Raw genomic sequence first — 12227 nt, forward strand, 5'->3', positions numbered from 1 at the left:
ATAATAGAGAACACATTCACCCTGTGGGGGCCGATGCTTGCATCTGCCCGCGGACACATTACCCATCCGCCCGTGTGTTATTATAAATTTAAAGGAGACTCCCATGCCCAACCGCCGCTTTTTTACCGCCAACCAGCTCAAGGCTATCGCCCTGTTCTGCATGCTGCTGGACCACATGTGGGCTACCATCGTGCCCGGCCGGGAATGGATGACCTGCGTGGGGCGCATCGCGTTCCCCATCTTTGCCTTCGAGCTGGCCCAGGGCTATACCCACACCCACGACCTGCGCGCCTACGCCAAGCGGCTGCTGTTGCTGGCTGTCGTGTCCGAGGTGCCCTTTGATATGGTGGCAGGCGGCACGTACTTTTACCCCTGGCATCAGAACGTGGCCTGGACGCTGCTGGCCGGGCTGTGGGCCTGCCATTGCGCCGATCGCTGCCGTATCGCCCCCACTCTGCCGGAAAAACTACCGCCCCTGTTGGGTCTGCTGGCGGCCTTACTGCTGCCCGGCCTGCTGCTGACGGATTACGGCACAGCGGGAGTCGTCATCATCCTGCTGTTCCGGCTCACCCGCGGGGGTGGCTGGCGCAGCTGCCTCGCCCAGGCAGTGGGACTGTTCGTGGTCAGCCAGTACATGCTCATCGGCCAGGTGTATCTGGTCGGCCCCTTTGAGATCCAGCAGGAGTGCTTCGCCCTGCTGGCACTGCCGCTTATCTGGCTCTACAACGGCCAGCATGGCCGCAAAAACAAGGCCCTGCAACACGCCGCCTACGCGTTCTACCCCGCGCACCTGCTGGTGCTTGGCATGCTGTTTATGGCAAAGTAGGGGAAAATCCACCCTTCCTGCATTAAAGACTCCCCCCCAAGGGGAGCTTTTTTATTTGCGCTTACTTTACCCGCTCCATGTACTCTCTCACCACTGCAGCATCCTCAAACGGGACTTTTCTCCCGTCGCGGTCGATTGTTGTCTCATGCCCTTTGCCCAATACCGCGAGAATATCCCCTTCACGCCCAAGCCCCAGGGCGTACAGCAGCGCATCACGGCGGTTGGGGATCTCCACGCACGCTGCCCCGTTCTGCACCCGGTCCATCCCGGCGCGGATGTCAGCAAAAATATCTTCCAACGGTTCGCCCCGGCTGTTGTCCTCGGTCACGATGCACAAATCGGCCAGGCGGGCGCAGGCTTCGCCCATGCCGGTGCGCCGCAAACGGCTTCGCCCGCCGCCGCACCCGAACACTGTGATCAGCCGCCGGGGATGGTACGCCCGCAGGGCCGTCAGCACGCTTTCTGCCGCCGCGGCGTTGTGGGCGTAGTCCAGCACCACCGTAAAGGGCGCGGGGCAGGGGACCACCTCGCACCGGCCCCGTACTGCCGCGCCTCGCAGCCCGGCCTGCATAGCCGCCACCGGCACGCCCAGCACGCCCGCCGCCGCAAGGGCTGCCAGTGCGTCCTGTACGCTGAACGCCCCGGGCATTGGCACGGTGAAATCCGCCATCCGCCCGCCGGGCAGCCGCACGGTGAAATCGGTAGCCAGCGCATCCGCCTTGCGCCGCGGCGTAAACCCCGGCAGGGCCAGCCAATCCGCCGGCGCGGCGATGCCATACCGTACCACCCGGCAGCTGTGGCCTTCCAAAATGGCGGGCGTTTCCCGGTCGTCGGCGTTCACCACGCCTACTTTGCAGCGGCGGAACAGCACGCTTTTCCAGGCGCGGTACTCGGCATAGCTGGCATGCTCGCCGGGGCCGATGTGGTCCGGCGACAAATTGGTGAACACACCTACGTCAAATTCAATGCCGCCTACCCGGTCCATCTTCAGTCCCAGGCTGGAAACTTCCATCACACAGGCGTCGCAGCCGTCGTCGGCCATGTCGCGCAAAATATGCTGCAGATCGCAGCTTTCGGGGGTGGTGTAACCCAGTGTGTGCCGCTGTCCCGGCCACACCGCACCGTTGGTGCCAATGCACCCCACCCGCCGCCCAGCTGCCGTCAGCACCGCTGCCAGCAGGTGGGCGGTGGTCGTCTTGCCCTTGGTGCCCGTGATGCCGATCATCGTCATCCGCCGCGCGGGATACCCATACAGCCGCGATGCCATCAGCGCCAGCACCCGGCGAGCCTTGCCCGGCTCCGCCTGCACCAGCGCCGGGCTGCAGGACCGGGAAAATTCAAAATTGGGAAGTGTGTCCTCAAACACCAGAACCGCCGCCCCGGCCGCCGCGGCCGCGTGGGCAAAGCGTCGGCCGTCGGTGTGCTGCCCCGGCAGGCAGACGAACACGCACCCGGGCGTCACAGAGCGGGAGTCACAGCAAATGGCGTTCACCTCGATGTCGCTGCGGCCCTGCACAAGGGTGCAGTCCAGATCTTCCAGCAGGCGGCAAAGCATCATAGGGCATCCCTCGCTTTCCCTCCATACTATGCACAATTTCGCCGTTGTAACCCTGGGTTGCAGGTTTGCCAAGCCCGCTTGCTGGACTTTTTGCACCCCGCCTGCTACAATGGTTAAAAAAAGGAGGTGGCCGCCATGACACTGGGCCAAAACTTGCAGGCTGCCCGCAAGGCCAAAGGCCTGAGCCAGGAGACCCTGGCCGAACAGATCGGCGTCAGCCGCCAGGCGCTGGGCAAGTGGGAGAAGGACACTGCCCTGCCCGGCCTGGACAACTTGCAGGCCGCCGCCCAGGTGTTGGGCGTGTCGGTGGACACACTGCTGGGTACCGAGGCCGCCGGCCCTGCCCCGGCGGTCACGCTGGACGCCATGCGTGACCTGCTGGCCGCCCGCGATGCCGAGCAGCGCAAGCACCGCCGCTTGTGGGGCCTGCTGGGGGCCGCTGCGGCTGTTGTGGTGGTACTGCTGCTGGTGGTGCAAAACTTTGCGTATCAGCGTAAAATGCAAAGCCTGACCGACAGCTACGCCATGCTGCAATCCCAGTTAAGCAGTACGACCGCCGATTTGAGCACCCGCATGGACGAATTGCAGGATGCCGTGCGGCAAGGCAAATCCACCGTGCTGGAATGGCACTGGGTACCAGTTGATAAATTGCATAGGGACGTGCAAAGCAGCTGGATGCCTGTGCTGGTGCAGGTCACGCCCAGTGAGAGTACCACAGGCATGACCGCACGGCTCTCGGTCACCTACGGCGACACCACCGAGCTGCACAATATGGACGTGCTGGCCGGAGACATCTATCAGGCGCAGCTGGTGTTTACCGTGGGTCAGACCTACGACCTGACCATACAGTGGACGGCCGCCGACGGTGCCGCTGCCAACGAAAAACTGGGTACCGTGGACTTTACTGCCACCCAGACCGAGCCGGAGCTGGCTTGGGGCAGGACAGGCGGCACCCTGGACTACGGCTATTACATCAACCGCAGCGGCAATAAAAAGTACCTGCAATTGAGCTGCTACCCCGTGGAAGTGGAACTGACCGTGCCTAACTGGATGAAAATCGACGATGTAACGCTTGAACTACGCGCGGGCGAGGAAGGCGAACCACTGGTCGCCGCCCAGCTGGCCGCAGACGGCTGGTACAGCTCTGGTGAGGAAACTATGATGCACGCCGTCTGGAACGGTACCTTTTATAAAGACGATGGCCCCAATGAATGGTTGTACGCCGACGGACAGCCTTTCTACCGCGCCATCGTGACCGACGCCACCGGCACCACCTGGACCTTTGAGATGCCGTTGCAAGAAAAATAGGACGGCCTGAAATAAATATCAGAAAAAAATTGAAAAAAGTTGTTGACAAATGCGCCCCTGATTGCTATAATATCATACGCAGCGTGCCCCATGGACAGGGCAAGAACCGCTATGCGCCCGTAGCTCAGCTGGATAGAGCAACTGCCTTCTAAGCAGTGGGCCGGGGGTTCGAGTCCCTTCGGGCGCATTTATGGTGCCTATGGCGCAGTTGGTTAGCGCGCCAGATTGTGGCTCTGGAGGCCGAGAGTTCGAATCTCTCTAGGCACCCCACCAAAGACCGTACAGTGATACACGCTGCGCGGTCTTTTCTTTATAATGGGCCGTCGCCAAGCGGTAAGGCAGAGGACTTTGACTCCTCCATCCGTCGGTTCAAATCCGGCCGGCCCAACCACGCATCCCCATAAAAAGGGGATGCGCTTTTTATTATAATTTTTTGTTTGTAAGGGATATTTTTAGGCCGGATTTGAACAGCCCGCGCCCCGTGCATACCCCGCCCACCAGCCGGGTATACTACGGGCGGAGGTGTTTTGTATGTCTTATCTGGATTGCGCGCAGTATGATTGCTGCCATAACAAGGCGGGCTGCTGCTGCCTGAACGACATCAAGGTCCATCACACCGGCGAGAGTGATGCCGTCTGCAGCAGTTACCGCAACAGCGAGGGCTATGGCAACGTTGCCACTGACAACCAGCCCGCAAGCCCCGAGACCGAGATTGCCTGCGACGACCGCGGCTGCCGCCATCAGCAGGGGCTTTGCTGCTGCGCCAGCCATGTCAGCGTGGACACCTGCAGCTGCGGCCCCGCCTGCGCTACACGGGCGCCAAGATAACCGCAAACTGCGCAAAAAGGCTTCCCTTATGGAACGGGGAAGCCTTTTTGTGTGCTTTTAGTTGCGAAACACCGCATTTCGTTGTATAATAAGACGATATAGTAGGTCTTGTGCGCCCATGCGTGGGTGCTGTACTATAAATTTGACGAAGCGAGGCGTTTTATTATGGCTACACAGCCCATCACTGTGCCTTTTGTCTCTTTCCGCCCCATGGAGAGGGAACTGGATGCCGATCTGCGCGCGGCTTTTGCCCGCGTGCTGGACAACAGCTGGTATATCGAGGGCAAAGAAGATGCCGCTTTTGAAGCCGCCTTTGCCGATTACTGCGGCGCAAAATACTGCGTCGGCTGCGGCAACGGCCTGGATGCCCTGGTGCTTATTTTAAAAGCGCTGGGCATCGGCCCAGGAGACGAGGTTATCGTGCCATCCAACACCTTTATTGCCACCGTGCTGGCTATCTCCTACGCCGGGGCAACGCCGGTCTTTGTGGAGCCGGTGCTGGCCAGCTACAACATCGATCCCGCCTGTATCGAGGCGGCCATCACCGAGAAGACCAAGGCTATTATGGCTGTGCACCTCTACGGCCAGTGCGCCGACATGGACCCTATTTTGGAGATCGCCCGTGCCCACGGCCTGAAGGTCGTCGAGGATGCAGCCCAGGCTCACGGTGCCACCTACAAGGGCCGCCGCGCAGGCAGTTTGGGCGATGCCGCCGGGTTCAGCTTTTACCCCGGCAAAAACCTGGGCGCCCTGGGCGATGCCGGCTGCGTGACCACCAGCGACAAGGCCCTGGCCGAGAAGATCCGCGCCCTGAGCAACTACGGCAGCGACTACAAGTACCATCATATTTATAAAGGCCAGAACTCCCGCCTGGATGAGATGCAGGCGGCTTTCCTGGCGGCTAAGCTGCCCCACCTGGACGCGATGAACGCCCAGCGCCGCACCATTGCCGCCCGCTATTTTGCCGAGATCACCAACCCCGCCGTGACCCTGCCCACTGTGATGCCGGGCTGTGAGCATGTATTCCACATCTTCGCCGTGCGCTGCAAAAACCGTGATGCACTGGAAAAACATCTCAACGAACGTGGTGTCGGCACCAACAAGCATTATCCCACGCCTATCCATCTGCAGGGCGCCTACAAAGAACTGGGCATCCCTGCCGGTGCGCTGCCCCTGGCTGAAGAAATCTCCGCCACGGAGCTGAGCCTGCCCATGTACTACGGCATGACCGAGGAACAGGTAACCGCTGTCATCGACGCCGTGAACAGCTTTAAGGAGTAACCATGCCCAAGGTAGGAATTGTTATCTCCAATTACAACGGCTGGCAGGATACGCTGGTCTGTCTGGACAGCCTGCAAAAGCAGACGTACAAGGACTTTGAAATTATCCTGCTGGACGATGCTTCGCCCAATGACTCGGTAGCGCAATTGCAGGATAAACTGCCTGCCAACACAGTGTTTCTGCCGCAAGAGCAGAACCTGGGCTTTGCTGCCGTCAACAATGTGGGTATGCGCCGTGCACTGGCCGATGGCTGCGACTATGTGCTGCTGCTGAACAACGACACCGCCGTTGCCCCCGATATGCTGGAGACCTTGCTGCGGGAGACCCCGGTGGGCGCCGTGAGCTGCCCAAAAATGTTGTTTATGAACCCGCCGGACGAAATCTGGTTTGCAGGCGGCACGCTGGATCCCGCTACCGGTAAGGTGAAGCACCTGGGCGGCCACGCTAAGGACGGTTCCGCCTTTGCCCAAAAGCAGCAGGTGAGCTTTATCACGTTCTGCTGTGTGCTGTTGCCGCGGGCGGTCATTGAACAGGTTGGTTATCTCGACGAGACACTGTTTATGTATTGCGAGGATGTGGATTACTGCATCCGTTTAGGGCAAGCCGGTGTGCCGCTGTGGTTCCTGCCCGATGCCAAACTGTGGCATAAGGCAGGCGGCAGCGCAGGGGGCATGTTGTCGGTGTACTATATCACCCGCAACACGCTGTATTTGACCTGCAAGGGCAAATCCCGCGCCTACGCGAAGAGGAAAACCGTGCTGCCGATTCTCACCGGCGCGGCCCGCTATGCGCTGACCAAGGCGCTGGGTCGCAAAAAAGGCCGCAGTTATGGCGCCTACCGTGGTGCCGTGGACTTTTGGAACGGCAAGATGGGGCGGATGGAACCGCCCAAAACGAAGGAGAATTGATTTTGGCACAGACGCTGTCGATCATTCTGGCACAGTATTACCCGGATAAAATGCAGCTGCGCCACACGCTGGACTCGCTGCTGATACAGGATACCTACGATTTTGAGCTCATCATCGCCGATGATGGCTCGCCGGAGGATTACTGGGATGACACCCACGCCTACTTGGCGGCCCACGACTTTACCAACGTAAAACTGTCCAAAAACAAGGTCAACCAGGGCACAGTCACTAATATGCTCCACGCGGTGGAACTGGCCAGCGGGCAGTGGATCGCCGGTATCTCGCCGGGCGACTATGTGTACGATGCCTCCACCATCCGCTGGGTGCTGGACATGCTGCGCAGGGACGCTCCGCAGGTGGCCTTTGGAAAGTCCGCCTATTACCGGCAGGAAAGCGACGGCACGCTGGTGCAGCTGCCCGGGGAGACGCCGTTTGACCGCACCCCCTACGATGCGGCCCACTACGATAACAAGGCTATCCGCCGCAATGTGCTGTTGTACGATGACGGCATCAGCGGCATTGAAACAATGTACGAGCGCGGAATTTTCCTGGATGCGCTGCAAAAGATGAATGGCCGCGTCCGCTTTGCCGAGGACTTTGCCACCCGGTTGTTTGCCGTGCAGGGGGTTCCGATCCGCTGCTATGATCGGATTCTGCGCTGGTACGAGTACGGTACCGGTGTTTCCACCAACGAGAAGGCCCGCGCCAGGATGGAAGCCGATTGGCGCGCCATGCTGACGCTGATGCGGGAATTGTATCCCCAAGACCGGCTGGTCCGCCTGGCGTGGGAGTATTACCACAACGACCGCCACAAATCCCGCCTGTTGCGCGGGCTGATCGGCCGTCTGGTTGTGCCGCAGAACTGTGCGTTCAAAAAGGCGCAGCACAGCTGGCAGCCGCCGATTAACGGCGATATGGCTGAGTTGAAGAAAATCTACGCCTATGCCGAGGAGGACACACACGCATGACAACTTTGCAGAGCAGGGAAGATGCCCTGCTGCGCCGGGTCAGGGCCTTTGATTGGGCCCGCCTGAAATGGTGCTTTGCCGCAACGGCGCTGTGTATGCTGCTGGCGCACGGCTTTGCATGGTTTAACCTGTTCCCCAGCCATGACGGCACGATTCTGGTTTTTGATGCCGATGTTGTTATGCTGCAGCTGGGGCGGTGGGTCGAACTGCTGTATTTTCGGTTTGTGCGTGGCAGAATCAATGCGCCATGGCTGAATGGAGCATTTACAATCGTGTGGACTTCACTGGCTGTATACTTGGTTGGAAAATTGCTGCAGCTGGGGAAAAAGGCAACGATAGCGCTGTGTGCGGTTTTCAGCACGGCAATCAGCGTGACCCTGCTATATGCGACGTACTACGATAAAACGGATTTGTATGCCTGTGCCATGTTTCTGGCCGTTTGGGGCGTGTACGCGGTACGGCGCTTTCGCTGCCGCTGGTGGGGCGTGCTGTTCTGCAGCGGGTGCCTCTGCCTGGCGATGGGACTATACCAGGGGTACATCGAGTTTGCCATCGGGCTGTTCCTGATCTGCCTGCTGCGTGATTGCCTGACAGAGGATCTCGCTTGGGCAGAGTATCTGCGCCGTGGGGTCACAGCCGTGGTTTCGCTGCTGCTGGGCGGCGTATTGTACGCTGTTTCGCTGAAAGTTGTGCTGGCCTATAAGCATCTGGAGTTGATTGACAGCGATAACGGCCTGCAGCAGATGAGCCGTGCCGGGGTGGCGGATTACCTGGCCCGCCTGCCCGGCGCGTACAAACAGGTATTTACCACCCTGCTGGGGTATGATGTCTGGAACAACCGTGGCATGCGGTTGGCAACGGCTGTCTGCCTGCTGCTGGGTCTTGCCTGCCTGGTACTGGCCCTGTGTAAAAAGCCACTGCGCGCCGCTGTGCAGGTGATTATCCTGTTAGTGCTGCTGCCGCTGGGGCTGAATGTGGTGTATCTGCTGTCGGAAAAGCACCCCACGCTGTTGATGCTGTACCCGGTGTATCTGGTGTATGCGTTGGTGCTGCTGCTGACTGGACTGGAGCCGGACACCATCCCCCGCAGCGCCGCCTGGCTGGCTTGCCTGCTGTGCGCCTTTATTGCCGTGCAAAATGTGATTTATGCCAACGGCGCTTACACCTACCGCAAACTGGTCTACGAGAACACACGCGCCCAGGTGTATACCATTATGGCCAAGGTGGAGGACCTGCCCGGCTATGTGGAAGGAGAGACCCCGGTGGTTTTCTCCGGTGACTTTACGGATTCCAACTTCACCTACCACAACGACCTGATCCGTCTGTATGAGGAAGGGGAGACCGGCCTTTCCGGCTCCGCCATTACCTATGACGGCACCATCAAGTGGTGGTTCGGCAATATCATGGGCAGCAGCGCCAAAGTGGTCAACACACAGGCGGAACTGGATGCCTGGGCCGAAAATCCTGCTGTGCAGGCCATGCCCAGTTACCCCGCCAGCGGCTGCATTGCCATGGTGGATGGTGCGGCTGTAATTAAACTGTCCGATTAACATGCCAGAAGAAAGGCAGATACAACGATGATTATTCAAACGATCCGCATGAAAAGCGTCACCGCCGAGGGTATGGGCACCCTCTCGGTCTTTGAGGCCGAGCACGATGTGCCCTTTGCCATCAAGCGCATCTACTACATCCACAACGTCCCGGCGGGCGTCCAGCGCGGCGGCCACGCCCACAAAAAGCTGCGCCAACTGCTGTGGTGCCCCTACGGCAAAATTCTCATCAAACTGGATGACGGATTTGAAAAGGCTGAAGTTATGCTGGACAGCCCCGACAAAGGCCTGATCGTGGAAAGCAACATGTGGCGCGACATGCTGTGGCAGCAGGACAATTCCGTTCTCTGCGTTGCCGCTGACTCCTACTATGCGCCAGATGATTATATCCGTGATTACGGAGAATTTCTGAATCGGGTGAAAAGAGGAGTCAAAGACTAATGCAGTTGCGTCGTTTACAGATTGAAGATGCTCCGCTAATGTTGGAGTGGATGCATGACCCGGATGCAGTCGCGCATATGCACGCCCGATTCGGGGCGATGACATTAGCAGATTGCCAGGCGTTCATTCAGGCTGCCCAGTCGGATTGTCCAAACCTGCATAGAGCGGTGGCAGATGATAAAGGGGTGTATCTGGGAACGGTAAGTTTAAAAAACATCGACAAACAATGCAGACAGGCGGAGTTTGCCATTGCGGTGCGGCGAGCCGCTATGGGACAGGGGGTTTCGCCCTGGGCTATGAATGCGATGCTTTCCTTTGGATTTGCCGAACTTGGACTACAACGCATTTATTGGTGCGCAGACGCGGCCAATGTTCGCGCCTGTCGTTTTTATGAAAAACAGGGGTATCACCCTTGTGAAACAACACCGGATAGGCACAATCTACTCTGGTATGAAGTGACCAACGGTTAAAGGAGAATTTATCCATGGCGAAACCTAAGGTCAGTATCCTGATCTCGTTTTACAATTTGGAACCCTATGTGGATCAGACTCTGCAGAGTGTACTGAGTCAGCAGACAACTTTTGATGTAGAGGTAGTTTGTGCTGATGATGGTTCAGATGATGGTACACAGGAAAAGCTGCATGATTGGTGCAGTCGATTCCCAGACAAAATCAGAATGTTTGTTATGGAACGTCAGCCGGGTGTGAAGCAGGATAATCGCAGCCGCATTCGCAGGTTAAATGCTATCCGGGGCCGTCTTTTTCGTGAAGCGCAGGGCGAATATATCTGTTACCTGGATGGCGATGATTTTTATACCGATGTCCATAAATTGCAAAAACAAGCGGACATTTTGGACGCTGATACGGCGCACCAATATGTAGCCTGCGGCCATAACGGCTGCTATTACTGGCAAAGCACCGGCAAAACAAAGCCAATCGAAAAGCCTATCCGTGAGTGTGGGTTGACAGCGCGGGAGTATTGGAGCTTTTTGTATATCCATACCAACGCACTGATGTTCCGTAATCTCGGTCTGCAGGGTATCGACCCTTATGCCAGCGGTGTAACGATCGACGATAATATGCTGACGGCGCAATTTTTGCCCTACGGTGGCATTTATTATTTGCCGGACTGCATGTTTGACTACCGCCAGACCGAGGGCAGTACCTTTCACTTACGCAGCTCCTATCAGAACTACATGCTCAACGCCCTGATGGTCTACGAGCAAAATCGAGTAGCCAGGGGATTTTTAGGGGCCAGTCTGGTGCGCACAATCTACGAGTACCAGCAACTCTACGCCCACCGTAAAGACCCGCAGTTGGCGGATGAAGCAGCGATTTTTCTTGAACATTTCCGTAGCTTTGGCGCTGGCCGTCTCTGCCGCCTGGTCAACTACAGCCGCGAAGCCCTGCCGGCGCGGCTTTGGTGCGAGGTGGAAAATAAATTCTGGTTCTTTATGACCAAGGTGTTCCGCCATTTTATCTGGAAACCCAAAGTACGAGCCCTGCTGGAGGAAGCACGCATCAAACTAGAACAGCAGTCTGCTGCTCAATAATTACCTCTCTCCCAAAAAGAAAGGATTGCCATGCCAACGATCAGCGTAATCATCCCGGTTTATAAAGTGGAGCGCTACCTGGACGCTTGCGTGGCCAGCGTGGTGGGGCAGACCTATCCCGATTTGGAGATCATTTTGGTTGATGACGGCAGCCCTGACAACTGCCCGGCCCTGTGCGATGCCTGGGCGGCGAAAGACACCCGCATCCGGGTCATCCACCGGTCGAATGGCGGTTTATCTGCGGCTCGCAACAGCGGGTTGGACATCTGTACTGGTGAATATATAGCCTTCGTGGACAGCGATGACCGCCTTGAGCCGGAAACGCTGGAACGCGCCTTGCGTGCCCAGCAAAGGTCCGGTGCAGATTTAGTCCTTTTCCACTACCTCTGCACTGATGAAAACGACCAACCCCTGCCGGACCGCACTCCGGCGGACCGTGAGGAAGAAGCGTTGACGCCGCCGCAATTCTGGGAAAAATTCTTTGCCAGCGGTGATGCCTGTACCTATTATGTGGTAGCATGGAACAAACTGTACAGAGCTGAGCTGTTCCATACGCTGCGCTATGCCGAGGGCAAGCGGTATGAGGATATGTTCCTTTTGCCGAATTTGGTTGGGCAGTGCAGGAAAATCCTCTGCCTGAATTTTCGCGGTTACCGCTATGCCCAGCGCACCGGCAGCATCATGTCCCAGGGTGACCCTCGCAACTACCTGGACCGCAGTGAATACCTGCTGGAATGGACCACTACCTTCGCCGCCAGGGGCGACACTCTGCGGGCCGAGGGGCTTTTGAACGACGCAATTGAAAATCTGGCCGAGAAAGACCGCTTCGACCTTTCCACCCCCGCCCAACAGCAGCGCTACCGCACAGCCTGCCGTGCCTGCGCCGATGCCTACTGCGACCTTGCCCAGCGCACCGGCCGGCGCAGTATGCTGTTGCGTGCCGCACTGCTGCGGTTGGGCCTGCCGGTTTACCAGGCTTTCCTCAAACACAAAGCGTAAGGAGCTTT

General features: G+C 58.2%; 12 protein-coding genes and 3 tRNA genes. 14 read left to right on the forward strand and 1 reads right to left on the reverse strand.

Annotated elements, in window-relative coordinates; genetic code table 11:
* Positions 1 to 103 precede the first annotated feature (103 nt).
* A complete protein-coding gene (locus OGM81_08835; GenBank protein ID UYJ42446.1) occupies positions 104 to 826 on the forward strand; it encodes a conjugal transfer protein TraX in 723 nt (240 codons plus the stop codon).
* 61 nt (positions 827 to 887) lie between these two features.
* Here the strand turns inward: OGM81_08835 and OGM81_08840 are convergent, their stop codons facing one another.
* Positions 888 to 2384, reverse strand: a complete 1497-nt coding sequence (locus tag OGM81_08840; GenBank protein ID UYJ42447.1) for a UDP-N-acetylmuramoyl-L-alanyl-D-glutamate--2,6-diaminopimelate ligase — start codon at positions 2382 to 2384, stop codon at positions 888 to 890.
* A 135-nt stretch (positions 2385 to 2519) separates the two neighbouring features.
* Between OGM81_08840 and OGM81_08845 the strand changes: the two genes are divergently transcribed.
* The 13 genes from OGM81_08845 to OGM81_08905 all read left to right on the forward strand — a co-directional run bounded on the left by OGM81_08845 (position 2520) and on the right by OGM81_08905 (position 12219).
* Entirely contained in the window at positions 2520 to 3692 is a 1173-nt protein-coding gene (locus OGM81_08845) for a helix-turn-helix domain-containing protein (GenBank protein UYJ42448.1), read from the forward strand.
* Positions 3693 to 3805: 113 nt separating this feature from the next.
* A tRNA-Arg gene (locus OGM81_08850) sits at positions 3806 to 3879 on the forward strand.
* Positions 3880 to 3885: 6 nt separating this feature from the next.
* Positions 3886 to 3962 (forward strand) — tRNA-His (locus OGM81_08855).
* A gap of 46 nt (positions 3963 to 4008) precedes the next feature.
* Positions 4009 to 4083, forward strand: a tRNA-Gln gene (locus OGM81_08860).
* 140 nt (positions 4084 to 4223) lie between these two features.
* Positions 4224 to 4520: a hypothetical protein gene (locus OGM81_08865; GenBank protein UYJ42449.1), complete on the forward strand. Its 297-nt coding sequence runs from the start codon at positions 4224 to 4226 to the stop codon at positions 4518 to 4520.
* Between the two features lie 165 nt (positions 4521 to 4685).
* Positions 4686 to 5801: a DegT/DnrJ/EryC1/StrS family aminotransferase gene (locus tag OGM81_08870; GenBank protein ID UYJ42450.1), complete on the forward strand. Its 1116-nt coding sequence runs from the start codon at positions 4686 to 4688 to the stop codon at positions 5799 to 5801.
* Between the two features lie 2 nt (positions 5802 to 5803).
* Positions 5804 to 6709 (forward strand): glycosyltransferase family 2 protein, encoded by a 906-nt coding sequence (locus OGM81_08875; protein ID UYJ42451.1) that lies wholly within the window; start codon positions 5804 to 5806, stop codon positions 6707 to 6709.
* 2 nt (positions 6710 to 6711) lie between these two features.
* Complete coding sequence (locus OGM81_08880; protein UYJ42452.1) at positions 6712 to 7677, forward strand: glycosyltransferase; 966 nt, start codon at positions 6712 to 6714, stop codon at positions 7675 to 7677.
* Positions 7674 to 9227, forward strand: a complete 1554-nt coding sequence (locus OGM81_08885) for a glucosyltransferase domain-containing protein (protein UYJ42453.1) — start codon at positions 7674 to 7676, stop codon at positions 9225 to 9227. Before OGM81_08880 ends, OGM81_08885 begins: the two co-directional genes overlap by 4 nt.
* 27 nt (positions 9228 to 9254) lie before the next feature.
* Positions 9255 to 9668, forward strand: coding sequence for an FdtA/QdtA family cupin domain-containing protein (locus OGM81_08890; GenBank protein ID UYJ42454.1), 414 nt, complete (start codon positions 9255 to 9257; stop codon positions 9666 to 9668).
* Complete coding sequence (locus OGM81_08895) at positions 9668 to 10138, forward strand: GNAT family N-acetyltransferase (protein ID UYJ42455.1); 471 nt, start codon at positions 9668 to 9670, stop codon at positions 10136 to 10138. Before OGM81_08890 ends, OGM81_08895 begins: the two co-directional genes overlap by 1 nt.
* Positions 10139 to 10152: 14 nt before the next feature.
* Entirely contained in the window at positions 10153 to 11220 is a 1068-nt protein-coding gene (locus OGM81_08900) for a glycosyltransferase family 2 protein (protein UYJ42456.1), read from the forward strand.
* Between the two features lie 30 nt (positions 11221 to 11250).
* Complete coding sequence (locus tag OGM81_08905; GenBank protein UYJ42457.1) at positions 11251 to 12219, forward strand: glycosyltransferase; 969 nt, start codon at positions 11251 to 11253, stop codon at positions 12217 to 12219.
* Positions 12220 to 12227: the final 8 nt, after the last annotated feature.

This window comes from Oscillospiraceae bacterium, from assembly GCA_025758045.1.
Classification (GTDB): Bacteria; Bacillota; Clostridia; order Oscillospirales; family Ruminococcaceae; genus Gemmiger.

Bases quoted from the DNA above. Each gene is read 5' to 3' on its own strand.
- OGM81_08895 (UYJ42455.1), top strand. From the start codon at position 9,668: ATGCAGTTGCGTCGTTTACAGATTGAAGATGCTCCGCTAATGTTGGAG.
- OGM81_08865 (UYJ42449.1), top strand. From the start codon at position 4,224: ATGTCTTATCTGGATTGCGCGCAGTATGATTGCTGCCATAACAAGGCG.
- OGM81_08870 (UYJ42450.1), top strand. From the start codon at position 4,686: ATGGCTACACAGCCCATCACTGTGCCTTTTGTCTCTTTCCGCCCCATG.
- OGM81_08835 (UYJ42446.1), top strand. From the start codon at position 104: ATGCCCAACCGCCGCTTTTTTACCGCCAACCAGCTCAAGGCTATCGCC.
- OGM81_08840 (UYJ42447.1), bottom strand. From the start codon at position 2,384: ATGATGCTTTGCCGCCTGCTGGAAGATCTGGACTGCACCCTTGTGCAG.
- OGM81_08885 (UYJ42453.1), top strand. From the start codon at position 7,674: ATGACAACTTTGCAGAGCAGGGAAGATGCCCTGCTGCGCCGGGTCAGG.
- OGM81_08845 (UYJ42448.1), top strand. From the start codon at position 2,520: ATGACACTGGGCCAAAACTTGCAGGCTGCCCGCAAGGCCAAAGGCCTG.
- OGM81_08875 (UYJ42451.1), top strand. From the start codon at position 5,804: ATGCCCAAGGTAGGAATTGTTATCTCCAATTACAACGGCTGGCAGGAT.
- OGM81_08890 (UYJ42454.1), top strand. From the start codon at position 9,255: ATGATTATTCAAACGATCCGCATGAAAAGCGTCACCGCCGAGGGTATG.
- OGM81_08905 (UYJ42457.1), top strand. From the start codon at position 11,251: ATGCCAACGATCAGCGTAATCATCCCGGTTTATAAAGTGGAGCGCTAC.
- OGM81_08900 (UYJ42456.1), top strand. From the start codon at position 10,153: ATGGCGAAACCTAAGGTCAGTATCCTGATCTCGTTTTACAATTTGGAA.